Source organism: Bartonella raoultii, assembly GCF_019659805.1.
Taxonomy (GTDB): Bacteria; Pseudomonadota; Alphaproteobacteria; order Rhizobiales; family Rhizobiaceae; genus Bartonella; species Bartonella raoultii.
Genome location: NZ_JAIFRO010000007.1, coordinates 37,883 through 63,275, shown reverse-complemented (window position 1 = coordinate 63,275; position 25,393 = coordinate 37,883). Strand labels below are relative to the sequence as shown.

18 protein-coding genes and 2 pseudogenes are annotated in these 25,393 nt (G+C 36.3%); 8 read left to right on the top strand and 12 right to left on the bottom strand.

The window, feature by feature from the left end:
* Nucleotides 1-12 precede the first annotated feature (12 nt).
* The 7 genes from K3248_RS07145 to ssb all read right to left on the bottom strand — a co-directional run bounded on the left by K3248_RS07145 (nucleotide 13) and on the right by ssb (nucleotide 8,887).
* Nucleotides 13-1,212 carry an MFS transporter gene (locus K3248_RS07145; RefSeq protein WP_371875520.1) on the bottom strand — a complete coding sequence of 400 codons (1,200 nt, stop codon included), beginning with the start codon at nucleotides 1,210-1,212 and terminating at the stop codon, nucleotides 13-15.
* 676 nt (nucleotides 1,213-1,888) lie between these two features.
* Nucleotides 1,889-3,007: a tRNA guanosine(34) transglycosylase Tgt gene (gene tgt / locus K3248_RS07140; protein WP_220717697.1), complete on the bottom strand. Its 1,119-nt coding sequence runs from the start codon at nucleotides 3,005-3,007 to the stop codon at nucleotides 1,889-1,891.
* A 700-nt stretch (nucleotides 3,008-3,707) separates the two neighbouring features.
* The gene (locus K3248_RS07135) at nucleotides 3,708-4,220 is read right to left on the bottom strand and encodes a peptidylprolyl isomerase (RefSeq protein ID WP_220717696.1); all 513 of its coding nucleotides are present in this window, start codon (nucleotides 4,218-4,220) and stop codon (nucleotides 3,708-3,710) included.
* Between the two features lie 19 nt (nucleotides 4,221-4,239).
* Nucleotides 4,240-4,815, bottom strand: coding sequence for a peptidylprolyl isomerase (locus tag K3248_RS07130; protein WP_220717695.1), 576 nt, complete (start codon nucleotides 4,813-4,815; stop codon nucleotides 4,240-4,242).
* On the bottom strand, nucleotides 4,805-5,326 hold the full coding sequence (coaD, locus tag K3248_RS07125) for a pantetheine-phosphate adenylyltransferase (RefSeq protein WP_220717694.1): 522 nt from the start codon (nucleotides 5,324-5,326) through the stop codon (nucleotides 4,805-4,807). The genes K3248_RS07130 and coaD overlap by 11 nt, the downstream gene beginning before the upstream one ends.
* Nucleotides 5,327-5,347: 21 nt before the next feature.
* Nucleotides 5,348-8,128, bottom strand: a complete 2,781-nt coding sequence (gene gyrA, locus K3248_RS07120; protein WP_220717712.1) for a DNA gyrase subunit A — start codon at nucleotides 8,126-8,128, stop codon at nucleotides 5,348-5,350.
* Between the two features lie 237 nt (nucleotides 8,129-8,365).
* Nucleotides 8,366-8,887, bottom strand: coding sequence for a single-stranded DNA-binding protein (gene ssb, locus K3248_RS07115; protein WP_220717693.1), 522 nt, complete (start codon nucleotides 8,885-8,887; stop codon nucleotides 8,366-8,368).
* A gap of 320 nt (nucleotides 8,888-9,207) precedes the next feature.
* On the opposite strand from ssb, the gene uvrA reads away from it, so the two are divergent.
* The 4 genes from uvrA to K3248_RS07095 all read left to right on the top strand — a co-directional run bounded on the left by uvrA (nucleotide 9,208) and on the right by K3248_RS07095 (nucleotide 14,909).
* Nucleotides 9,208-12,105 (top strand): excinuclease ABC subunit UvrA, encoded by a 2,898-nt coding sequence (gene uvrA / locus K3248_RS07110; protein WP_220717692.1) that lies wholly within the window; start codon nucleotides 9,208-9,210, stop codon nucleotides 12,103-12,105.
* Nucleotides 12,106-12,406: 301 nt separating this feature from the next.
* Nucleotides 12,407-12,745, top strand: a complete 339-nt coding sequence (locus K3248_RS07105; protein WP_220717691.1) for a P-II family nitrogen regulator — start codon at nucleotides 12,407-12,409, stop codon at nucleotides 12,743-12,745.
* A 52-nt stretch (nucleotides 12,746-12,797) separates the two neighbouring features.
* Entirely contained in the window at nucleotides 12,798-14,207 is a 1,410-nt protein-coding gene (glnA, locus tag K3248_RS07100) for a type I glutamate--ammonia ligase (protein WP_220717690.1), read from the top strand.
* 156 nt (nucleotides 14,208-14,363) lie between these two features.
* The gene (locus K3248_RS07095; protein ID WP_220717689.1) at nucleotides 14,364-14,909 is read left to right on the top strand and encodes a hypothetical protein; all 546 of its coding nucleotides are present in this window, start codon (nucleotides 14,364-14,366) and stop codon (nucleotides 14,907-14,909) included.
* A gap of 38 nt (nucleotides 14,910-14,947) precedes the next feature.
* Here K3248_RS07095 and K3248_RS07090 read toward each other — a convergent pair whose 3' ends face one another.
* Complete coding sequence (locus K3248_RS07090) at nucleotides 14,948-15,730, bottom strand: ATP12 family chaperone protein (RefSeq protein ID WP_220717688.1); 783 nt, start codon at nucleotides 15,728-15,730, stop codon at nucleotides 14,948-14,950.
* Between the two features lie 959 nt (nucleotides 15,731-16,689).
* Between K3248_RS07090 and K3248_RS07085 the strand changes: the two genes are divergently transcribed.
* The 3 genes and pseudogenes from K3248_RS07085 to K3248_RS09205 all read left to right on the top strand — a co-directional run.
* Complete coding sequence (locus tag K3248_RS07085; protein WP_246588331.1) at nucleotides 16,690-17,112, top strand: hypothetical protein; 423 nt, start codon at nucleotides 16,690-16,692, stop codon at nucleotides 17,110-17,112.
* A 10-nt stretch (nucleotides 17,113-17,122) separates the two neighbouring features.
* On the top strand, nucleotides 17,123-17,281 hold the full coding sequence (locus K3248_RS07080) for a hypothetical protein (RefSeq protein ID WP_220717687.1): 159 nt from the start codon (nucleotides 17,123-17,125) through the stop codon (nucleotides 17,279-17,281).
* A 364-nt stretch (nucleotides 17,282-17,645) separates the two neighbouring features.
* Nucleotides 17,646-17,795: pseudogene (locus K3248_RS09205) on the top strand (transposase); the annotation flags it as partial.
* A 73-nt stretch (nucleotides 17,796-17,868) separates the two neighbouring features.
* Here K3248_RS09205 and K3248_RS07070 read toward each other — a convergent pair.
* Nucleotides 17,869-18,852, bottom strand: coding sequence for an RluA family pseudouridine synthase (locus K3248_RS07070; RefSeq protein WP_220717685.1), 984 nt, complete (start codon nucleotides 18,850-18,852; stop codon nucleotides 17,869-17,871).
* Nucleotides 18,853-19,134: 282 nt separating this feature from the next.
* On the opposite strand from K3248_RS07070, the pseudogene K3248_RS08805 reads away from it, so the two are divergent.
* Nucleotides 19,135-19,447, top strand: a pseudogene (locus tag K3248_RS08805) (glucan ABC transporter ATP-binding protein/ permease); the annotation flags it as partial.
* Between the two features lie 103 nt (nucleotides 19,448-19,550).
* Here K3248_RS08805 and alaS read toward each other — a convergent pair.
* From alaS to K3248_RS07055, 3 genes are all read right to left on the bottom strand, one after another.
* Entirely contained in the window at nucleotides 19,551-22,217 is a 2,667-nt protein-coding gene (gene alaS / locus K3248_RS07065; protein ID WP_220717684.1) for an alanine--tRNA ligase, read from the bottom strand.
* 207 nt (nucleotides 22,218-22,424) lie between these two features.
* Complete coding sequence (gene recA, locus K3248_RS07060; RefSeq protein WP_220717683.1) at nucleotides 22,425-23,468, bottom strand: recombinase RecA; 1,044 nt, start codon at nucleotides 23,466-23,468, stop codon at nucleotides 22,425-22,427.
* A 602-nt stretch (nucleotides 23,469-24,070) separates the two neighbouring features.
* A complete protein-coding gene (locus K3248_RS07055) occupies nucleotides 24,071-25,390 on the bottom strand; it encodes a replication-associated recombination protein A (RefSeq protein WP_220717682.1) in 1,320 nt (439 codons plus the stop codon).
* Between the last annotated feature and the right edge of the window lie 3 nt (nucleotides 25,391-25,393).

Here is a 25,393-nt window from a genome sequence, read left to right as displayed (position 1 = left end):
CAGAAAAAAATATTAAGTACGCTTTTCTATATACCATGAGATACTAAAAATCAGTAATCCACACAAGGTTAAAATACCTCCAAGAACAGCCGTATATTCATAACTATAGCCCAATTTTAAAGTCCACGATCCAGCTTCTGCACCAAGAGCATTAGCAACATTAAAAGCAGATTGCATTAATGCTCCGGCCAAAATTTTTCCACGCACAGCAACATCCATAATTTTTGTTTGTATAGAAGGCATAGCTGCAAAAGAAGTACCAACAAAAAAACATCCCACAACCGCAGTAAACGGAGTACAGGACAAAAAGAAAAAAAGAAAAAAAACAAATGTACTCCAAAGCATAGAAAAAAATATCATTGGTGAAATACCAATTTTAATTGCAAATTTAGGGCCCAAAAGGTTTCCTACCACCATTCCTAATCCAACAAATGGAAGAATAAATGGTACCCAATGAAGCGAAACACCAGAAATATGCATTAAAGTTGATTTAATATAAGTAAAAATAGAAAATAATCCTGATGCTCCCACCGACACCATTGCCAAGAGCAACCATACTTGTTTCTGCTTTAATGCTCCCAGTTCTCGTAAAGGGCTCGTTTTTTTACCTTTTACATCAAAAGGTAAAAACTTCCCAAGAAGAAAACAACACAACAAAGCGATAATACCTACAAGAATAAAGGCGATTCTCCAGCCGATAAGTTGACCAATCCAAGTTGCACTGGGTGCTCCCAAAACTGTCGCAATTGTTAAACCGAGCATTACATAACCAACAGCTTTAGAACGTTCATGCACTTCCACCATTGCAGAAGCAACCATAGCTGCAAGTCCAAAATAGATGCCATGAGGAAGACCACTGATAAATCGTAGTACTACTAATATGCTAAAATCAGTAAAAAAAGCACTAGAAATATTTGCCAACGCATAAAAAAACATCAATCCTATCAAAACAGTTTTGCGTGATAAATGAGCTGTCCCAACAGCTAAAAGAGGTGCTCCAAGCACAACGCCTAATGCATAAGCAGAAACATATTGCCCCGCTGTAGGAATATCAATACGGGAGCTTTGTGCCATCTCCGGCTGTAACCCCATTGCAACAAATTCTGCAGTACCAATAGCAAAACTTCCCACAGAAAGAGCTAAAATTGCTAAATATCGTATCCTAAAATCACTCCTCACTACAAAAATATGTTTTTTATAAAAGCCCTTCATTGTTACCATTTCTCTGTAGTGATATTTGAACGATGAGTTTCCCAATATGCGCAAACAAATTGAGAATCTTTCTATATTTCCTGATGTTAGAATTAAACATCCCCTTCATATCCTTTTATAAGGATATAAAAGAGTGTGTTTTTATAAAGATTTTTTTGAAGTATGATATTATATAATTTTACATAAAACTTTAATATTAAAATCTTTCTCTCCGTAGAAATAAACACAGTATTTTATAATGTAAACTGCTGTATATTTTCTAAATTTTTTAAATCAACTTCATCTCTAATTCTCAACGACAGTTTTTTATAAAAACTCCATTATTGATAATAAAAAGATTTAAAAAAAATTCTGTAAAAAGACAATTTTCATACTTCTTTAAGAGTTCGCTAACGCCTCATTAATATTGTTGGTCTAAACAATCATCATAAACAGAAACAAACTGTTTTTCTCCGGATCAGGTAGTGCGTACCGGAGTAACAGTTTTTTAATCGACATAAATAATTACAGAAAGAATACATCCTTATTAAACTGAATATTTCTCTTTTCAGATAATATCATGTATTTGATGTTTTTAGAAAGCACTTCTCATTGTACAGTTTTTATAATAACTCCTGATGCAAAATAAATAAAGCAATATGAAGAAAGACTGCTAGCCCACATTATGATCAACACCTTAGCGTCCTTGCATCCATAAAGCTCGGGTTTCAGCACAAAAATCAGCATAACACCTCTTTTCAATAGCATCACGAATTCCTTGCATAAGTTGCTGATAATAAAAAAGATTATTCCAAGTCAATAACATTCCACCAAGAGATTCTCCAGATTTAATTAAATGATGCAAATAAGCACAACTATAATCAGATGCTGCAGAACAAAGCGATTGTGAATCAAGAGGCGAAGAATCTTCTGCATAACGTGCATTACGTAAATTAATTCGTCCAAAACGTGTAAAAGCTAAGCCATGACGTCCAGCACGTGTTGGCATAACACAATCAAACATATCAATACCACGAGCAACACTTTGTAAAATATCATCAGGTGTTCCCACCCCCATAAGATAACGTGGCTTATCCTCTGGTAAAATTGGACAAGTAGCATCTAAAACAGCAGTCATAGTGCTTTGGGGTTCACCAACAGCAAGACCTCCAATAGCATAGCCTTTCAAATCCATTTCTTTTAAGGCTTGTGCAGAACGTTCACGCAATTTCATATTATCACCGCCTTGAACAATTCCAAATAATGCTTTATCTGGCTGATTACCAAAAACTCTTTTACAACGCTGTGCCCATCGCAATGAAAGTTCCATAGCTTCTTCCATTTCTTTATCAGTAGCAGGCAACGCAATACATTGATCCAATTGCATCTGAATATCTGCATCCAAAAGCCCTTGAATTTCAATAGAACGCTCTGGGCTCATTTCATAGTAAGCTCCATTAATATAAGAGCGGAACATGACCCCTTGTTCAGTAATTTTACGAATTCCTGCAAGGGACATAACCTGAAATCCACCAGAATCAGTTAAAATAGGTCCAAACCAACGTGAAAATTCATGTAAGCCCCCTAAACGCGCAATACGCTCGGCCCCTGGACGTAACATTAAATGATAAGTATTACCCAAAATGATATCCGCTCCAAGAGCACGTATTTGATCCATATACATAGCCTTAACGGTTCCTGCCGTTCCAACGGGCATAAATGCAGGAGTACGAATATACCCACGTCCTGTTATAATTTCACCTCGACGAGCATATCCATCTTGGGCAATTTTTCTATAATGAAATGTCTTTACCATCATTCTTATCTTTTTGATTTCATCAATTTATATCGTTCCAGAAAGAAAAGGCAGACTTTTCTTGCTAGTGTCATCATAAACTTTATGGATTGAGCTTCAATTTACTAAAATATTGCAGCATGCATAAAATATGAAATGAAATAAAGAAAATTAATATCTAAATAATCAAGGCTACACTCTTTTACAAAAGAATTAAAAACATCTCATAACATAAAATCTAAAGATATCTATATTTATACATTATATGGCTCTAAATAACTGTAGAACACTATTTAAAAAATGACTTCATAGCCACACATTTTTACGCTTAAATAAAAGCTTGAGAATTCGATATTAATAAAATATTTTCTAAACTCATTCTATTATCTAAAAAACTTTTACTAAATCTCTTTTATTTCTATAAAATACAAAATTGATTATAATGAGCATTATTAAACTTAGTTACCATATTTCAATTATATAAATATGCACACTCTATGTAAGCATTCAAATTTTGATAGAGAATATCTTATTGCTAAACAGTACGTAGTAAAAGCAAGTAGCATACCACAGATCCATGAGGTACAAGCGTTTTGAAGAAAAAATAACGCCTTAAATATGCCCTTTTATGAAGCTGAATTACGTTCCACCATCTTATATATACAAAATAAGAGTTTTTTCTTAACAATTTTATAATTAAAATTGGCGCAAAAAAGGAGCATTATTTTCTATCTGCAGCAATCGTTGCTTTGATAATCGCATCAGGATCTACGACAGGTTCACCACGCTTAATTTGATCGATATTTTCCATCCCCTCAATAACCTGTCCCCATATGGAATATTGGCGATCAAGCCAAGGGGCATCTGCAAAGCAAATAAAAAACTGCGAATTCGCAGAATTTGGATTTTGACTACGTGCCATAGAAACAGTGCCACGTTTATGAGAAACATTCGAAAACTCTGCTGTCAAATTGGGTTTTTCTGACCCTCCCATACCTGCACGTGATGCATTGAATTTTGCACTATCCTTCTTTCCAAATTGTACATCACCTGTTTGAGCCATAAAGCCATCAATAACACGATGAAAAATAACGTTATCATACGCACCTTCACGCACAAGCTCTTTAATACGCGCAACGTGATTAGGAGCTAAATCAACAAAAAGTTCAATAATAACACTTCCCTTTGTTGTTTCAAGAATTAAGGTATTTTCTAAATCTTTAATCTCAACCATATGGCATAATTCCTTTCACTTATCTCTCAGCTTGTAAAGTGGCAATATTAATAACATCAGGATTCTTTACAGATCCATTATTCTTTGTTGTACCTTTTTTTATTTTATCAACAACATCCATTCCCTTTATGACTTCTCCTACAACTGTATATTGACCATTTAAAAAATCAGCATCATCAAAACAAATAAAAAATTGAGAATTAGCGGAATCTAAATCTTCTGAACGTGCCATCCCAACAGTACCACGCTTAAACGGCTGCTTTGAAAATTCCGCTGGTATATTGGGATAATTGGAACCTCCCATGCCAACGCGCTTCAAATCAAAATCTGCGCCCCCCTTTTTTCCAAACTTTACATCACCTGTTTGTGCCATAAAACCAGGAATAACACGATGAAAGACAACATTATTGTAAGCACCTTCTTTTGTTAATCTTTTGATTTGTGCAACATGTTTTGGTGCCAGATCAGGACGAAGACGTATGACCACATCACCATTTTTGAGAGATAAAATAAGGAGGTTCAAATCAGCAGCTACAGCACTTAACGAAAAAAAACAAAAAAAACATGTCAAAAGAGCAAAAATTCTAAGACGCACAATCCTTCTCCCTTGAAGATTGAAATTTCAAATGCAAAGCTTTCGCTACATGAGAAGGAACAAAAGGCGTTGTATCACCTCCCATAGAAGCAATCTGGCGTACTAATGTAGAAGTAATAGCACGCCCTGAAATGCTCGCCGGCAAAAAAATAGTTTGTAATTCAGGAGCCATAATACTATTCATCCCTGCCATTTGCATTTCATAATCAAGATCAGTGCCATCGCGTAAGCCACGAATAAGCAAGGAAGCTCCAATTTCACGCGCTTTGTTAACCAAAAGAGTGTTAAACGAAATAACTTGCAACCGATCAGGACCTATATTTAACAAGTCTTTCCCTACTTGCATAATTAACGCAACACGCTCTTCAAAACTAAAAAGTGTTTTTTTACGAGCTTGTAAACCTATAGCAACAACAACTTTGTCAGCTAACACTAAACTATTTCGTAAAACATCAAGATGACCATTTGTAAAAGGATCGAAGGAACCCGCATAAAGAGCAATTTTTACCATTTCACTCTGCCTCCTTCAAAATTATTTTTTTCCGTTTACATCAATCGTGTCAGAACATTTTCCCGCTTTATCATCTAATGGGTTATCATCATCTTCAGATTCAGAAATACGCTCGACCGATACGACTTTTTCTCCTTTAGCTGTATTAAAAATTGTCACTCCCTTAGTCGAACGTCCTGCTATACGAATACCATTAATAGGAACACGAATAAGTTGCCCTCCATCTGATACCAACATAATTTGATCTTGTGCCTTCACCGGAAAAGCCGCTACTAATTTACCAATTTCAGCTGTTTTAGATGGATCCGTCGCACGAATTCCCTTTCCACCACGTCCTGAAATTCGAAATTCATAAGAGGAGGATCGTTTTCCATAACCAAACTCGCTTACTGTTAAAAGCATCTGCTCGCGCGCATAAAGCTCTGCATAGCGTTCCTCTGTCAACTCTGTTTCAGCACCTCCATCTTCTTCATCAAGAGCTACAATATCCTCTGTATCAGAATCAGCAGCACGCCTTTCATTAATCATACGCTTAACGTAAGCAGAACGTTCAATTGACGTTGCTTCAACATGTTCTAAGAGTGTCATAGAAATAACTTTATCACCATTAACCAAATTAATGCCACGGACTCCTACAGAATTACGCCCTACAAAAACGCGAACATCAACAACTGGAAAACGAATACATTGCCCATTAGCTGTTATGAGCACAACATCATCATGTTCTGTACAAGTCTCGACAGAAAGAATTTCATCGCCTTCCTCATCAAGTTTCATGGCAATTTTACCATTACGATTAACTTGAACAAAATCTGATAGTTTATTACGACGCACAGTTCCACGTGTCGTTGCAAACATAATATCTAAAGCGCTCCAACTAGACTCATCTTCTGGTAAAGGCATGATTGTTGTTATGCGCTCACCCTTTTGTAAGGGAAGCATATTGATGAGAGCTCTCCCACGCGATTGCGGCGTACCAAGAGGTAAGCGCCATACTTTTTCCTTATAAACGATCCCACGTGACGAAAAGAAAAGAACGGGGGTATGCGTATTAGCCACAAACAAACGGGTTACAAAATCTTCATCTTTTGTAGACATACCAGAACGCCCCTTACCACCGCGACGTTGTGCACGATAAGTATTAAGAGGAACACGTTTAATATAGCCACTATGGCTCACCGTTACCACCATATCTTCTGGCGCAATGAGATCTTCACTTTCCATCTCAGCATTGCCAAAACCAAATACAGTACGTCGAGGTGTTGCAAATTCCTCACGAAGAGCATTCAATTCATTTTTAACAATATTCATAATGCGTAAACGCGATGCCAAAATATCAAGATAATCAGCAATATCTACGCCAATTTTATTCAATTCATCAGCAATTTCATCACGTCCAAGCGCTGTCAACCTTTGCAAACGTAATTCTAAAATAGCACGTGCTTGTTCTTCAGATAAATTATAAGTACTATCCTCATGAATGATATGGCGAGGATCATCAATAAGCTTGATTAAAGGGGCAACATCAGCAGCGGGCCAACGACGTTCCATCAATTGTGCACGGGCTGTTTGAGGATCAGGCGCTTTACGAATAAGCGCGATAATCTCATCAATATTAGCAACAGCAAGAGCAAGACCAACTAAAACATGTGCACGTTCACGTGCTTTTCGCAAAAGATATTTTGTGCGCCGACTGACCACCTCTTCACGAAAAGAAACAAATGCACGAAGCATATCAAGCAACGTCATCTGTTCTGGTTTTCCTCCGTTTAAGGCAACCATATTACAACCAAAAGAAGTTTGTAATGGTGTATAACGATACAATTGGTTTAACACAACTTCAGCTACAACATCTCTTTTAAGTTCAATAACAACACGATACCCATCACGATCAGATTCATCACGTAAATCAGAAATTCCTTCGATACGTTTATCACGTACCAACTCAGCCATTTTCTCAATCATGGTTGCTTTATTTACTTGATAGGGTATTTCACTTACAATGATTGCTTGGCGTCCATTATGAATATCCTCGATATCAACCTTAGCACGCATAATAATTGAACCACGTCCCGTTTCATAAGCTGAACGAACTCCAGCATGGCCAAGAATAATACCTCCTGTAGGAAAATCAGGCCCCGGAATGATTTCAATTATTTCATTAAGCGTTATATTGGGATTATCAATTAAAGCAATACAACCCTCAACAACTTCACCAAGATTATGAGGAGGAATATTGGTTGCCATTCCTACAGCAATACCACCTGATCCATTAACCAAAAGATTAGGAAAACGCGCTGGTAAAACAACTGGCTCACGCTCACGTCCATCATAATTATCTTGAAAATCAACAGTATCTTTATCAATATCAGCTAAAAGCTCTGCCGAAACTTTTTCTAAACGACATTCTGTATAGCGCATTGCCGCTGGCGGATCACCATCAACAGAACCGAAGTTTCCTTGACCATCAATTAATGGGTTTCTCAAAGAAAAGTCCTGTGCCATACGCACTAACGCATCATAAATTGAAGCATCACCATGGGGATGAAATTTTCCCATAACTTCACCAACAACACCAGCAGATTTTCGATACGGCTTATTAAAAAAAAGTCCCATCTCATTCATCGCGTGAAGAATACGCCGATGCACTGGTTTAAGACCATCACGTACATCAGGAAGTGCACGCGAAACAATGACGCTCATCGCATAATCAAGATAAGAGCGTTGCATTTCATCAATAATACTGACCGGCTCAATACCGGTCGATATATCACGTTCTGGGTGTAGAGTAAGATCAGTCACTGCTTTTAAGACTTTCAAAAAGAATCATTGTCACTTTTATTTATATAGAAAAATACACTAAAATGCTAATTTCTCTCCTCCAACAGAAAAGAAAATTAACAATAACTTTCAATATGTTACTCATTATATTAAAAAAATATAAATAAAATAAACAGAACTTCTTTGCTAAATTTTAAAAACCGAACACAAATAATAGAAGAAACATAAAGGATTAAGAATACTGTTTATTAAGAAACATCAAAAAGGAACATCATCATCTAATTTTTGCGAAAAATCTTCTCTCGGTTGATTCGCATTTCGACTAAAAGCGTCTCTCTGGCTTGCTACACTGTCACTAAAACTACTACCACTTCCGTAACCTCCACTCGCCTGACTGGTTCCTTGCACCTGCTCCCCACCAGCTGTTCCACGCCCATCAAGCATTTGTAATTCACCTCTATATTTTTGTAAAACGATCTCTGTTGTATAACGATCATTACCATTTTGATCTTGCCATTTACGTGTCTGCAGCTGACCTTCAATATAAATTTTGCTACCTTTTTTTAAATATTGCTCGACAATTTTGATCAAATTTTCGTTAAAAATAACAATATTATGCCACTCTGTGCGTTCTTTACGTTCATTTGTGTTTCTATCACGCCAACTTTCTGAAGTAGCAATTCGCAGATTTGCCACTTGATCACCAGAATTCAACCGGCGAATTTCAGGATCCGCACCAAGATTACCAATTAAAATAACTTTATTAAGGCTACCTGCCATTGCTTAAACTCCAAAATCTTAATTTACAAAAAAATTATTGTATAATGAGCAGTCATTTTATTATATTATTTTTTAAGCATCTGCCTGTGTAAATCTTATTACCCTTTCTAAAATATTGTATCATATAATTATAGCAAGATTTGATAATAACATATAGATTACTCCATCACCATAGAGTAAAAAGCTGTTTTCTCTATTTTTCTTTCTACAAAACTTGTATCCTCTGTTGGCATTAAAGCAATCAAAGAGATTATAATTAAAAAAAACAATTTTATTCCAATTTTAAATGCTCAATTTTTTACATATGCTAAGGGTAAAATATGACTCATCAGAAATACATTTCCATTCACGGTGCACGTGAGCATAACCTTAAAAATATTGATATCAACCTCCCACGTGATAAACTTATCGTCATAACAGGACTTTCTGGATCAGGTAAATCTTCCTTAGCATTTGATACAATTTACGCCGAAGGTCAGCGTCGCTATGTTGAAAGCCTTTCCGCCTACGCACGCCAATTTCTAGAGGTGATGCAAAAACCAGATGTTAACCGAATAGATGGCCTTTCTCCAGCCATTTCTATTGAACAAAAAACAACCAGCCACAACCCTCGTTCAACAGTAGGAACCGTTACTGAAATCCACGACTACATGCGCCTTCTCTTTGCACGCATCGGCGTCCCTTATTCTCCCGCTACCGGACTTCCTATTGAAAGCCAAACGGTAAGCGAAATGGTTGATCAAATTATGTCCTTACCAGAAGGTACACGAATTTTTATAATGGCTCCTCTCGTACGAGGACGCAAAGGAGAATATAAAAAAGAGCTAACGGAACTTTTAAAAAAAGGATTCCAACGCGCTAAAGTCGATGGAAAATTCTATGAAATTTCTGATATTCCTCCTCTTGATAAAAAGTATAAGCACGACATAGATGTAGTGGTCGATCGCATTGTTGTACATAACGACATTGCTCCTCGCCTAGCGGACAGTATAGAAACCTGTTTACAGCTCGCAAATGGGCTTGCGATCGCCGAAATGGCAGATCAGCCCTTGTCCCCAAAAGAAACCAAAAAAGAAGCTGCACATAAATCAAAAAATGAAACACACAAACGGCTTATTTTTTCAGAACGATTTTCCTGCCCCATATCTGGATTTTCTATTCCTGAAATTGAACCACGCCTCTTTTCATTTAATAATCCTTTTGGTGCTTGTCCTCTTTGCGACGGACTTGGTATAAAAAAAACAATAGACCCACTCAAAATTGTACCAAATGAAAATCTTACCTTAAAGAATGGAGCAATTATCCCTTGGTCTAAATCATCTTCACTCTACTATAACCAAACCTTAGAAGCATTGGGCAAAGTTTACGGATTTAAGCTCACCGATAAATGGTGTATGCTCTCAACTGAAGCACAACAAGCTCTTTTATATGGTACAAAAGACAAAAAAGTCTCCTTTATCTATAAAAATGATATAAGCTCGCATAAAACAGAGCAATATTTTGAAGGCATCATTCCAAATATGGAACGGCGATGGAAAGAGACCGATTCAACGTGGTCGCGCGAAGAAATCGAGCGTTATATGTCTTCTACACCCTGCCCCGCTTGTCATGGTTATCGTTTAAAACCAGAAGCACTTGCTGTTAAAATTCATGGCATGCATATTGGACAAATATCAGAGCTGTCTATCCTAAAAGCAGATGATTGGTTTGCCAATATTGATCAATATCTTACTGAAAAACAACGTAATATAGCAGTCCGTATTTTGAAAGAAATTCGAGAACGCTTAGCTTTTTTAAATCATGTAGGACTTGAATATCTTACCTTATCTCGCAGTTCAGGTACTCTTTCAGGTGGAGAAAGCCAACGTATTCGTTTAGCATCGCAAATTGGTTCTGGTCTTACAGGGGTCCTTTATATTTTAGATGAACCCTCTATTGGTTTACACCAACGCGATAACGAACGCCTCTTGAAAATGCTGCACCATTTGCGCGATCTTGGCAATACGGTTATTGTCGTTGAACATGATGAAGATGCTATTCGCACAGCGGATCATGTTGTTGATATGGGACCTGCAGCAGGTGTACATGGTGGAGAAGTCATAGCACAAGGAACACCACAAGAAATTATAGAAAACCCTTCTTCTCTTACAGGTCAATATCTGTCAGGGAAAATGACTATTCCAATTCCTACTCAACGACGCAAAATATCTCAATCAAAAACACTTAAAATTATTGGAGCAAAAGGCAATAACTTAAAAAATATCAGTGCTAACATCCCTCTTGGAACCTTTACGTGTATAACAGGCGTCTCAGGTGGAGGAAAATCAACATTTCTTATTGAAACACTCTTTAAAGCGGCATCCCATCATATCATGGGGAGTCATCATAGTCCTGCAAGCTATGACAAAATCGAAGGATTAGAATTTATTGATAAGGTTATTGATATTAACCAATCACCTATCGGACGCACCCCACGCTCTAACCCAGCAACTTATACAGGGGCATTTACTCCAATTCGTGAATGGTTTGCCGGACTCCCAGAATCAAAAGCGCGTGGTTATCAAGCAGGACGTTTTTCTTTTAATGTTAAAGGAGGACGTTGTGAAGCATGTCAAGGTGATGGAGTCATTAAAATTGAAATGCACTTTTTGCCTGATGTTTATGTTACATGTGATGTATGCCAAGGAAAACGCTATAATAGAGAAACATTGGAAATAAAGTTTAAAGGGAAATCTATTGCCGATATCCTAGATATGACAATAGAAAAAGCAGAAGAATTTTTCCAAGCAGTCCCCGCTATTCATCATAAAATGCAGACTCTTATCAAAGTCGGACTGGGCTATATTAAAGTAGGACAGCAAGCCACCACGCTTTCCGGTGGAGAAGCGCAACGTGTAAAACTATCTAAAGAACTTTCGCGTAAAACAACAGGCCGTACACTCTACATTTTAGATGAACCAACAACAGGTCTACATTTTCACGATATCTCTAAACTTCTTGAAGTACTACATGAACTCGTGGAACAAGGTAATACCGTTGTTATTATTGAACATAATCTTGAAGTTATAAAAACAGCTGACTGGATTATTGACTTAGGACCTGAGGGAGGAGATCGTGGTGGTAATATCGTCGCAACTGGACGACCTGAAGATATTATTCAGGTTGCTAGCTCTTATACAGGAAAATTCCTAAAAGAAATTTTACAACGCCAATCTTAAAATAACCCAAACACTTCCAGCATTTCTTATGAAGAAATAAACATATGGTATAAAAAGTAAACAACACCTCTCATTGTAGCATTTTAATTCCTTATAAATAAGGAAGCCCTTTTCCCTAAATAATAAGGGATTGAATTTATAAGGACAAAGATTTTCTTCCAAAGAATATCTAATTTCATAATTTTTGACTTTTTGTGCACAAAGTATCTATTGGATATCTCACAGTTGCTAATATCTCGCGGTTGCCAATATAATGCAATGCAGTCTAAAAAGACAAAATAACGTTGGAGACAATTTCAGCATGAAAAAAATTGAAGCCATTATAAAACCTTTCAAACTTGATGAAGTGAAGGAAGCGCTTCAAAAAATTGGATTACATGGTATCACAGTAACAGAAGCAAAAGGTTTTGGTCGTCAAAAAGAACATACAGAGCTGTATCGAGGTGCTAAATATGTTGTTGACTTTCTACCTAAAGTAAAGATTGAAATTGTTGTTGCCGATGAAAAGCTGGAACAAACAATTGATACAATACGTAAAGCAGCACAAACAAAACATGTTGGAGATGGAAAAATATTTGTTCTTTCTATTGATAATGCTATCCATATCGGTACTGATGAATCTGGAACTGAAGCCCTTTAACGTCTATTTTTGACTTTTTAATCACTTCATCCTCACATTAAGGAAATTGAATATGACAACCGCATCAGAAATTATCAAACAGATTACAGACAACGAAATACGTTTTGTCGACTTACGTTTTAGCGATCCGCGAGGAAAATTACATCATGTCACAATGGATATTTCAGAAATCAGTGAAGATACATTTAGCGACGGTGTTATGTTTGATGGTTCCTCAATTGCTGGATGGAAAACAATTAATGAATCCGATATGATTTTGATGCCAGATCCAGAAACAGCCCATATTGATCCCTTTTTTGCACAATCAACTTTGGTTCTATTTTGTGATGTACTCGATCCTGTTTCTGGAGAGTTTTATCGTCGAGACCCTCGTTCTATTGCCAAAAGAGCTGAAGCTTATATGAAATCTTTAAGCATAGGAGATACGATTAATGTAGGTCCAGAAGCAGAATTTTTTATTTTTGATGATGTTCGTTATAAAACTGACCCTTACAATACAGGTTTTAAACTTGATTCAAGTGAACTTCCATCCAATGATGATACAAAATATGAAATAGGCAACCTTGGTCATCGTCCACGAATGAAGGGAGGATATCTTCCTGTTCCCCCTATCGATTCTGGGCAAGATATGCGCTCTGAAATGCTTACAGCACTCAAAGATATGGGGGTCCGTGTAGAAAAACATCATCACGAGGTAGCAGCAGGACAACATGAATTAGGAATTCGTTTTGACACGCTCGTTCGCGAAGCCGATAAAATGCAAATTTTTAAATATGTTGTCCATCAAATAGCAAATAGCTATGGAAAAACAGCAACTTTTATGCCTAAACCTGTTTTTGGTGACAACGGTTCAGGTATGCATGTTCATATGTCCATTTGGAAAGATGGAAAACCAATCTTTGCAGGAAATGAATATGCCGGACTATCAGAAACTTGCTTATTCTTTATCGGTGGTGTTATCAAGCATGCAAAAGCAATCAACGCCTTTACAAATCCATCCACCAACTCTTATAAACGTCTAGTCCCAGGTTATGAAGCACCAGTCCTTCTTGCGTATTCTGCACGCAATCGTTCTGCATCTTGCCGTATTCCAATGAGTGCTTCGCCAAATTCAAAACGCGTAGAAGTTCGTTTTCCAGATCCAACAGCAAATCCCTATTTAGCCTTTGCAGCACTTTTAATGGCTGGCCTTGATGGAATTAAAAATAAAATTCATCCAGGGCATGCTATGGATAAAGATCTTTATGATCTTCCCTTAAAAGAACTGAAAGAAATTCCAACAGTCTCAGGAAGTTTACGCGAAGCACTTGAAGCACTTGATAAAGATCGTAGCTTTCTTAAAGCTGGAGATGTTTTTGATGATGATCAAATTAATTCTTTCATTCAAATAAAAATGCAAGAAGTTTTACGCTATGAGACAACGCCCCATCCTATCGAATTTGATATGTATTACTCTGTTTAAAGCATAATTTATGATGCTTTTTAATTTTAAAATGGAGATTAAAATCTCCATTTTTGTGGATATTCTTCTCATCACAGAGCACAAGAGGCTTTTTGCCCATGTGCTTTTCTTTTATAATTTAAAGGAATCCATTCAAATCAATTGAGAAGGTTTCTAATGCTACGAATTTGTTCCCTATTTTCCATTTTTTTATGCATTACCCTGATGATATCAATAACTCAAGCCTCTACAATTACACATCAAAAACTTATAGAGCTTGAAGAAGCAGCATCTGCATACAGTAAAGCAATTCAAAATGCCGATGCAAGCGCTATTTTAAATGCTATTCCACCCCAAATCATCAACAGTTTGACTGCGAAGAAAAAATTCAGTAAATCACAATTTCAACAAATTATGAAAAATCAAATAGAGCGATTAGCGAAAAATTATAAAATTGAGAGTATCCACGTTGACCAAAAACAAAAACGTGAAGGAGAACTTGATAATGGTATCCCTTATTTTATAATACCTGTAGAATTTGTAACCACAACAAATACTGGAAAAAAATGTTCTATTAAAACTGAGATTATTGCTCTTTTTGAGAATAATAAGTGGTATTTTATCCGTGGAAATGATGAGTCAATCTTAAACATCACAAGTAAATCATTTCCAGGGCTTGAAAAAATAAAAGTTAATCCTCAAAAAATCACAAAAATACTATAATAATGACAACAAAATACATGTTACCAAACCGCTTGTTTTTACAAGCACATTGTGATGATTTGAGCCGCAGCATTAAATTCAACCTTTTTATGCGCACGGCGTATCATGACTTCTTCATCCATTCCCCATTGTTCTATCATCCAATCTTCATCTAAATGGGCAATATTCCAAGCATGATCAGTATCGATTTTTCCAGTTGCAACAGCAAGCGCAATAAGAGCTGATCCTGTCAAAGTTGTCATCATATGAAGTGCAGCAAGCATATAAGGAGACTCAACTTTACGCAAATAATTGCTTACCGCTTGAATTGCTTCCTGTGATTGCTCAACATACATAAGCCCTTCTGTTATATGGAAATAGGCCCCAAGTTTCTCTTCTGCCCAGTTCAATAGAGGATCCCACTGTTCACATTGTCGCTGTAGAAGCTCTTTTGGTGTTTGTGCACGATAAAAGATCATATCACATGCAACAAAACGTAATAAATCTTCAAAAACAGCCTGCATGTCATCAGCGATGCCATCAATAACAGTATTCACAAGGCGTGTCATTGGCATTTTAGCTGGATCAATAACGTGCTTTTGGTTTTCAAATTCCTGCGCAACAAATGTCGCAAATACTTCAGTTGGTACAAGAAAATGGCGCTTTGCCGGTGTCTTGACCAGACGTTCATCTAATAATATAGAAAAGCCTCCCTCCTCATATGAAATTTTTACTTCTTTATAAAATCGTTTTGGTAAAGGCTGACATGAAAAACTTTGAATCTTCTGAGCAGGGTTATTTTTATCTAATGATCTATCAAAATGATTCAAAATTTCACGCATTTTGTTTTTACCTTTGATATTTTTAAAAAATCGATTACTTTTTTAAGTGCTGTATATGCGATAAGTTTAAGTTGCTTTTTTTTCTTACGCAAAAGAAGAAAAAAAGACAGAATTTTTATCTAATTTCAGGTTATATTTCATATTTATTTCATAAACAAGACAATGGCCTTATTCATATATTTAGAAGTAAAAATTATGAGAATAATTATCTGTATTTCAAGACGAAATGTACTAAACTTGATGATAATATCACCCTATAAATTATCTCCTACAAGCATGCTATCTACATTATAATTTTTCAAATATTTCTAACAAAAGATTAAAGCAAAAAACGCCTGCCACCTAAAAGATTATAAAGCTATATATTTTATTCTTTATCCTACCTTGTTTAATAGCCATAAAAACATCTCTCTCATTCTCTAACATATCCAACAAATAATTTCCCCTGCCTTATATCACAAACCTAACTACGATATTTTACAACATAATAGGATAAATTTGTACGCTCCATCATTATTCCTCTATAAAAAGAGAGCGTATTGTGATATTTTTTCTGAAAGCATAAAAAATATTCTATTTGTTTTCCTTGTCTTTATATTACTTGCTGTTTTTCTTATAAAGATTTTATCTGCAAGAAAAAGATATGTTGCTTTTCTGATACAGACGCAGTTTATTTGAAAGTAATCTTGAAAGAGTATTGAGAATTTTCTTTTAAAATGATTAACGTATCCTGAAACTATAAAGTGTTCAAATACTTCCGTATGTGTATTTTTTCATAAAAATACAAAAAGCTATGATGTCATTTGTACTATTTATGGTTTTATAGCAAATATACTTATCTGTTGGGGTACAGGTTTTTTCTTATATATCTTTACCTAAGAAAAAATAAGAAGAAGACTTTAAGGATATGCCTTTTAAAAAGGCCGTTGGTAAAAAATAGAAAGCGGGGAAATATCAATATGATAACAGATAAACCACAAGCAGAACATGAATCTTTTAAAATACACGAGAATGCACAATATAGAGACGTTAAGGAAGAATCTAAAGTTTGTTCCTTCAAAAAAACTATGATGCTCTCAAAAACAGACTATAAAATAATCTTTTGTATAACGATAGTTATGTTAATCTTAGGATCTATTCGTGCAGTATCTCTGCCAATATTTTTATTCGGATTGTTTAGCGGAAGAATTTATGTTGGAGGAGGCGGTTTTTTTGACTTTATTGTCTTCCTACCAACTTTTATTTGGGGGTTATCTATCATCTTCTTACCTGTCGTTTTAGTATTACACTTTATACTAGATAAAAGACTAAAAAAAATGCTTCAAAAACTGGAAAAGAGCTCCAAACAGCAAAGTAAATCAGGCACTGTAGAAAAAAGATAAGGGAAAAAAAATGATTCTTATTACAATATTATTAGGTATTCTTGCTTTTTTGGGTCTTATTATTGTTACTGTTTTAAACAGCATGCTTATTGTTGGCATTTATTACTTTTTTTTCAAACGGGCAAGATTGTATCTTGATACAGAAAAAGAATTGAACGAGCAATTTTAAAAAAGAAAGATAAAACTTTACAAAAATTATTACTTCCTTCTTGCTAAAAACCCATCCATTCTTTTTTAATTAATATCTTTTGAAGTTTAGCATTTATATATTTTGCTTTATGGTCCTTTTTCCGTATCCTAAAAAAGAATCTTACCAGTTCTCATCGGATTTAAGACTATGTTTTTTTTGGAAAATACAATAATGCTCTTTTTCTTATCTTCAGATAAGAGCTATTAGGGAAATTAAAAAAATATTTATCTTTTTCTACAAATTGAACGCGTTTAATTTAAAAGAAAAAATAAATTTATCACCTTGTAAATTATTTATATACAAAAGCGATATCTTCACGCATTCATAGCTTAAAAATACTTCTCACAAAAAAATGAAAACAGAAAAATGCGCACCACAAAAATTATGGGGAGGCCATCTCTGGTCACCTTCCTACTTCGCTAGTAGCTGTGGAAATGCTCCAATTGACATTATTCGTCAATATATCCAAAAACAAAACACACCTGACATGTGAATTTATTTTTCTATCCCCCTAAACAGTATTTACAGCACGACACTAAAGAATAAAAACTCCTCTTTCACTTTGCCTATTCTGTATCGCCATCATTTTCATTAAAAGCCAAAAGATTAAAGCTTTGTACCATATGAGGTGGTAAAGGGGCGACGATATCCAATATTCCCCCTGAAGGATGAGGAACACGAATCCGGCGTGCATGAAGATGAAGGCGATTTTGTATTCCACCTGGTAACGCCCAATTACTATCGGAAAAAAAATATTTTGCATCACCAATGATAGGATGATCCATATAAGCAGCATGTACACGAAGCTGATGTGTTCTCCCCGTATAAGGTTCCATTTCAAGCCATGAAAGAGCTCTTCCTCGCGTATCTAAAATACGATAATAGGAAACTGCATGCGATGAATCTGGCTCCCCATGCTCACAAACCCGCATTTTATCACCTTGGGAAGCGCTATCCTTAACCATCCATGTTGAAATTTTATCTTGCTTTTTTTTAGGCACACCACGAACCAATGCCCAATATGTTTTTTTCGTTTCACGCGTTCTAAAAGCAGCCGTTAAAGCCTGTGCTGCTCCCCTTGAGCGTGCAACAATAAGCACTCCTGATGTCTCACGATCAAGACGATGAACCAAACGCGGCTTTTCACCTTTTTTATTACGCCACACTTCAAGCATACTATCCACATGACGGACCAAACCAGAACCACCCTGTACCGCAAGACCAGCTGGTTTATTAAAAACAAAAATCTTTGAATCTTCATAAAGCAACATTTTTTTTAAAACCGTTTCATCATCCTGTTTACGAAGGGTTTTATCTGTTATAGCAAGAACTTCCTTATTATTAAGAGATAGAGGCGGAACACGAACAGATTGTCCTATAAGAAGACGCGTATCAGTTTTCACACGCCCACCATCAATTCTTATCTGGCCAGAACGCAGTAATTTTTGTAAATGTCCAAACCCAAGTCCTGGATAATGTAGTTTAAACCAACGATCTAAGCGCATTCCATTTTCATCTGCTTCAACTTTTTTTATTTTTACGCCTGTCATGAAAGTTCCCTTACCATATATTTTTCTCAATAACTTTATGACTCTGTTTTATATCTCGTCTTGTATAAAGCCAATCTTTATCCTATGAGATTAACTTTATCACATCATATTACAGTAAGTATCTAAAATTGCCTTTTATTCCCGTTTAAATTTTATTAGCTCACAATCTAATGATAAGAAAAATTGATAAGCTTTATGTTTACAATAACGAGTGGAGATGAGCACCTATGTCATTATTCAAAACCTATGTACGTATCCTCACTTATCTAATCTAAATAAAGAAAAAATGCACCTATTCTATTTTAAATGAAGCAACCCGTTGCCTTGATATTGAAACGGAAGAGCGCGCCAAAGCTGCGCTTGAATATATAAACCATAACCGCATCCCTTGTATTATAGCCCATCGTCTTTCAACAATAAGCAATGCTAACGTTGTACTCTTTCTAGAACAAGGGTATTTAATTGAAAAAGGAAGTTTTCAAGAATTTGATCGATAAAGGTGGACACTTCTATAAATTCTTAAAAAACAGTGGATTATCAATCAAGAAAAAAGAAGAAAAATGTCACCCCACTGCATAAGGCAATCGCATCATAAAAACGAGACGACTTTACAAATTTTTCTTTAAAAATAAAATTCAATAATAAAGCTAACACTTTATAAATAAACAAAATACCTGTAATGAAGAGGAATTTATTTTCTATAATTTTTCAAGAAAAGCTTTTAATGCCGTAAGAGACTGACCAGCTTTACTTCCTTTAGGACCACCAGCCTGCGCCATATCAGGACGCCCACCACCACCTTGACCACCAAGAACAGATGAAAGAATACGCACCAAATCAACAGCATTCAACTTACCCGTTAAATCATCTGTAACCCCAACAACAGCACTCCCCTTACCATCCTCAGAAACAGAAATAAAAGCAACAACTCCAGATCCAATTTGCTTTTTGCCAGAATCGACTAACGCTTTAAGATCTCGTGGTAAAATATTACTTACAACACGTCCTATAAAAGAAATACCATTGATAATGGTAATGTCTTCTTGACCATTGTTCATATTCCCACCCTTCAGCACAATTTTTTTTCGCACATCATTCAATTCTTTTTCAAGTTTACGACGATCTTCAAGCAAAATTTGTATCCGTCCCTCCACACCAGTAGTAGAAGTTTTTAAAAGATCAGCTATTTCACGAATACGTGCATCTTGGCGACTAAGATAAAGACGCGCTGCTGTACCTGTCAAAGCTTCGATACGACGTACCCCAGATGCTACAGAACTTTCACAAACAATATGAATAACCCCAATATCGCCAGTTCTCTTCACGTGGGTCCCTCCACAAAGTTCAATGGACCACTTCTTTTTTAATCCTCCCTGTTCAAGCTGGTTACCCATAGCAACAACACGTACTACCTCACCATATTTCTCACCAAATAACGCCATAGCTCCTTCAGAAATTGCATCATCCACCAACATAAGACGAGTTGTTACTTCACTATTTTGCAAAACAATATTATTCGCTAAATTTTCTATTTTTTTCAATTCTTCCAAAGAAACGGATTTGGGATGAGAAAAATCAAAACGTAACCGCTCCGGTGTTACAAGAGATCCCTTCTGTGTAACATGAGATCCTAATACTTGACGTAAAGCTTCGTGTACTAAATGGGTAGCAGAATGGTTGGCTCGGATTTTTTTACGACGAACACCATCAACGGCTAATTCCACACAATTAGATGTCTTTACTTGACCAGATTTAACCTCTCCAATATGAAGAACAACACCATCAGCTTTTTTTTGAGTATCATATACTTCAAAAATAAAGTCTTCAGCGGAAATGATACCACTATCACCAATCTGCCCTCCAGATTCACCATAAAAAGGGGTCTGATTTACAATAAGAACAGCCTTTTGCCCTGAAGAAAGCTCATCAACAACTTTACCATCATAGACAAGAGCTGTAACAATACCTTCCGCTTTTTCTGTTTCATAACCCAAGAACTCTGTAGCTCCTACCCGATCACGAACAGAAAACCAGATTTCCTCTGTTTTTGCTTCACCTGAACCAGACCAATTGGCACGCGCTTCCTCTTTCTGGCGTTCCATCGCTTTATCGAAGGCCTCAATATCAACAGATATTCCACGACGTCGAAGAACATCTTGGGTCAAATCAAGTGGAAAGCCATAGGTATCATAAAGCTTGAAAGCAACTTCACCATTCAAATCATCCCCTTCTCTAAGATGAGTACTTGCTTCATTTAATAAACCAAGTCCTCGTTCAAGAGTTTTGCGAAAGCGCATTTCTTCTAATTTTAAAGTTTCTGCAATCAAAGATTCAGCACGCACCAACTCAGGATAAGCTTGCCCCATTTCACGAATTAATGCAGGTAAAAGACGCCACATTAAGGGCTCTTTAACACCAAGAAGATGCACATGACGCATAGCACGACGCATAATACGCCGCAAAACATATCCCCTTCCCTCATTAGAAGGAAGAACACCATCAGCAATCAAAAATGCCGTTGAACGAAGATGATCAACAATAATCCGATGACTGGCAATAAAATCGCCCGTCGCCTCAACCCCTGTAATTTCTTCTGATGCAGCAAGCAACGCACGGAAAAGATCAATGTCATAATTATCATGCACCCCCTGTAAAACAGCAGCTATACGCTCTAACCCCATTCCCGTATCAATAGAAGGATGAGGCAATTCAACACGTTCCTCCTTACTCACCTGCTCATATTGCATAAAGACAAGATTCCAAATCTCAATAAAGCGATCACCCTCCTCATTTATACTTCCGGGAGGTCCACCCCAAATTTTATCACCATGATCATAAAAAATTTCCGAACAAGGACCACAAGGTCCAGTATCTCCCATTGCCCAAAAATTATCAGCCGTTGCAATACGAACTATCTTCTCGTCTGAAAGTCCTGAAATTTTACGCCACAATTCCGCTGCAACATCATCACTCTGATAAACCGTTACCAACAATTTGTCTTTTGGAAGACAAAATTCCTTTGTTAAAAGATTCCATGATAAAAAAATGGCTTCTTCTTTAAAATAATCACCAAAAGAAAAATTACCCAGCATCTCAAAAAATGTATGATGGCGTGCTGTATAACCAACATTGTCAAGATCATTATGCTTTCCACCCGCGCGAACACATTTTTGTGCCGTTGCTGCCTTTTTATAGGAACGCTGTTCCAGGCCAGTAAAAACATTTTTAAACTGTACCATTCCTGCATTTGTAAACATGAGTGTGGGATCATTACGCGGAACAAGTGGGCTAGAAGAAAGAACTTCATGCCCATTAAGACGAAAATAATCTAGGAAAGTTGATCGTATGTTCTTAACGCTATTCATATCAACACCTGAAAATATAACAGAAAAAAATGAAAGCAAAATCCATCTTTACTAAATATCCTCTTTGCCAAGCTTGGAGTTAATTTAATCAAAGAGTAGAATATTTGCTCAAAAAAATTTAAAAATAAGCAATTTTACATTTTAAAATTCTAAGAAATAAAAACAGAAAAATGTGAAGGAAAGAAATTACCTTTTAAAAATATCTTATCAAATGACTTCATCGCTTTCTGTTGTATCTGATCCTGCATTTTCTAAGAACTCAATAGCAATCAAACCAGCATTTTGACGCAAAGCTGTTTCGATTTCTGTAGCAATTTCTATATGCTCACGTAAAAATTGTTTCGCATTTTCTCGTCCTTGCCCTAAACGTTGAGAATTATAAGAAAACCATGAGCCAGATTTTTCCACAATGCCAAGTTTGACTCCCAAATCAATCAATTCACCTAATTTGGAAATACCTTCACCATAAATAATATCAAATTCAACTTGTTTGAATGGAGGTGCTAATTTATTTTTTACCACTTTAACACGTGTCTGATTCCCAACGACCATATCCTTATCTTTAATAGAGCCAATACGGCGAATATCCAAACGAACAGAAGCATAAAATTTTAAAGCATTCCCACCTGTTGTTGTTTCAGGAGAACCAAACATCACGCCAATTTTCATGCGAATTTGGTTAATAAAGATCACCATACAATTAGAGCGAAAAATTGATGCGGTTAGTTTCCGCAAAGCTTTACTCATTAACCGAGCTTGTAAGCCAGGTAAAGCATCACCCATTTCTCCATCAATTTCTGCACGTGGCGTTAAAGCAGCCACAGAATCAACAACAAGCACATCAACAGCACCAGAACGTACCAACGTTTCCGTAATTTCCAACGCCTGTTCACCCGTATCTGGCTGAGAAATAAACAAATTTTCTAAATCAACACCAAGCTTGCGTGCATAAATAGGATCAAGAGCATGCTCTGCATCAATAAAAGCGCAAACTCCACCGCTTTTCTGTGCCTCAGCAATCGCATGAAGAGCCAATGTAGTTTTTCCAGAGCTTTCTGGTCCATAAATCTCAACAATACGCCCCTTCGGTAATCCACCGATACCCAAAGCGATATCTAAAGATAATGAACCTGTTGGGACTGTTTCAATTTCAACAACCTGCTCTTTTTGCCCAAGACGCATAATTGAGCCTTTACCAAAAGAACGTTCAATTTGAGAGAGAGCAGCATCGAGAGCTTTTGTTTTATCCACGATTATATCCTTGACCAATTTACAATAATCCAATACCTAATCTACACTGTTATTTTGAATAAACTAAAGTCTTGCGTTGAGATTTTCACAGACTATTTTTATTCTTCTCCCCATATTGCGCCTACAGCACACAGTCTTCTGAAAAAACTGGGTATTTCTCATTTTTTAATAACAAAATACACTTCAACCCCAAATTTTACTAAGGAAAAAAATCAACATATTTATACCTCTCTTATAGAAAAGAAACAATTTAAATTTCAATACAATGCTTTATACACAGTTCTCAAATATCCCTTTGTAAGTTCTTAAAAGAAGATATCTCGTAATAGAATTTTCCTCAATAATGATAAGCAAAAAATTTATCATCAACCACGTAACATAATAACGCACACAGCCAACACATAAACACAAAGCAACTTATAGATAATCGCTGATAAATATTTTTTAAATTTGTTCTTTAGACAGATATAAACTTTAAATTATATAAAAATTTTTGAGATTACAAAATAATGAGATATAATTGAAAACATAAATAAATTTATAATTATACAATTGATATAACACCCATTCAAGAACAATAAACATTTTTCTCAATGAGACTTTTATTTTTTAAGAATTCTTTTCTCTCGTAATTGCTTCCACCATTTAAGGCGCTTTGCAATTTCACGCTCAAATCCACGTTCAACTGGCTGATAATAGACTTGACGTCCAAGTTTTTCAGGAAAATATTCCTGCCCTGAAAAAGCCTCTGGTTCATCATGGTCATAGCGATAACCATGCCCATACCCTTCTTCCTTCATAAATTTTGTAGGTGCATTGAGAATATGCTTGGGAGGAAGCAAAGAACCATTTTTACGAGCAGAATGCATAGCAGCTTTATAGGCAAGATATGTCGCATTTGATTTTGGTGCAGTTGCAACATAAAGACATGCTTGCGCCAAAGCCAACTCCCCTTCAGGTGATCCTAAATAATCATACGCATCTTTTGCTGCATTACAAATGGCAAGAGCTTGCGGATCCGCCAAACCAATATCTTCAACGGCAATACGAACCAATCTTCTGCCAATATAGAGAGGATCTTCTCCTGCATCCAACATACGCGCTAAATAATAAAGGGCTGCATCAGGATCAGACCCACGAACGGATTTATGCAACGCTGAAATAAGATTATAATGACTATCCCGTCCTTTATCATAAATGGGGACGCGACGTTGAATCTTTTTTTGCAAAGCGATTGTATTGAAGATCTCCCCTTCTCGTGCCATACACCAAACTTCCTCTGCCAATGTTAATGCAACCCGCGCATCACCATCAGACATCTCTATCAGAACATCTCTTGCATCTTCATCTAAAGGAAGAGATTTGCCTTCCACTTTTTCTGCCCGCTTTAACAGCATATCCAAAGTTTTATTATCATGCGGAAGAAATGTCATAACACGTGCCCTAGAAAGAAGAGCAGCATTAAGTTCAAAGGAAGGATTCTCCGTTGTAGCCCCTATAAGAATTATAGTACCATCTTCTATCATGGGAAGAAAACTATCCTGCTGTGCACGATTAAATCGATGTATCTCATCAACAAATAAAAGTGTTTGATACCCTGAGATAAAGCGTGCCTGAGCAACTTCAAAAATTTTCTTAAGTTCAGCAACACCAGTAAAAATAGCGGAAACTTGCTCAAAAGCGAACTTTTTTTCAAGTGCTAATAAACGGGCGATTGTTGTTTTTCCTGTTCCTGGGGGTCCCCAAAAAATCATAGAACCAAGTGAACCAGCAGCCATCATATGCGAAAGCAAACCATCTTCTCCAACCAAATGATTTTGTCCTACAACATCATGAAGAGAACGAGGACGCATTCTTTCTGCAAGCGGCTGATTTTTATGAACTTTAAAATCAAAAGATGAAGCAAAAAAATCCTTATTCAAAAA

What these genes read in the sequence shown, in the direction of transcription:
- K3248_RS07145 (WP_371875520.1), bottom strand. Translation starts at nt 1,212, where the DNA reads ATGAAGGGCTTTTATAAAAAACATATTTTTGTAGTGAGGAGTGATTTT.
- tgt (WP_220717697.1), bottom strand. Translation starts at nt 3,007, where the DNA reads ATGGTAAAGACATTTCATTATAGAAAAATTGCCCAAGATGGATATGCT.
- K3248_RS07135 (WP_220717696.1), bottom strand. Translation starts at nt 4,220, where the DNA reads ATGGTTGAGATTAAAGATTTAGAAAATACCTTAATTCTTGAAACAACA.
- coaD (WP_220717694.1), bottom strand. Translation starts at nt 5,326, where the DNA reads ATGGTAAAAATTGCTCTTTATGCGGGTTCCTTCGATCCTTTTACAAAT.
- ssb (WP_220717693.1), bottom strand. Translation starts at nt 8,887, where the DNA reads ATGGCAGGTAGCCTTAATAAAGTTATTTTAATTGGTAATCTTGGTGCG.
- uvrA (WP_220717692.1), top strand. Translation starts at nt 9,208, where the DNA reads ATGACTCATCAGAAATACATTTCCATTCACGGTGCACGTGAGCATAAC.
- K3248_RS07105 (WP_220717691.1), top strand. Translation starts at nt 12,407, where the DNA reads ATGAAAAAAATTGAAGCCATTATAAAACCTTTCAAACTTGATGAAGTG.
- glnA (WP_220717690.1), top strand. Translation starts at nt 12,798, where the DNA reads ATGACAACCGCATCAGAAATTATCAAACAGATTACAGACAACGAAATA.
- K3248_RS07095 (WP_220717689.1), top strand. Translation starts at nt 14,364, where the DNA reads ATGCTACGAATTTGTTCCCTATTTTCCATTTTTTTATGCATTACCCTG.
- K3248_RS07090 (WP_220717688.1), bottom strand. Translation starts at nt 15,730, where the DNA reads ATGCGTGAAATTTTGAATCATTTTGATAGATCATTAGATAAAAATAAC.
- K3248_RS07085 (WP_246588331.1), top strand. Translation starts at nt 16,690, where the DNA reads ATGATAACAGATAAACCACAAGCAGAACATGAATCTTTTAAAATACAC.
- K3248_RS07080 (WP_220717687.1), top strand. Translation starts at nt 17,123, where the DNA reads ATGATTCTTATTACAATATTATTAGGTATTCTTGCTTTTTTGGGTCTT.
- K3248_RS07070 (WP_220717685.1), bottom strand. Translation starts at nt 18,852, where the DNA reads ATGACAGGCGTAAAAATAAAAAAAGTTGAAGCAGATGAAAATGGAATG.
- alaS (WP_220717684.1), bottom strand. Translation starts at nt 22,217, where the DNA reads ATGAATAGCGTTAAGAACATACGATCAACTTTCCTAGATTATTTTCGT.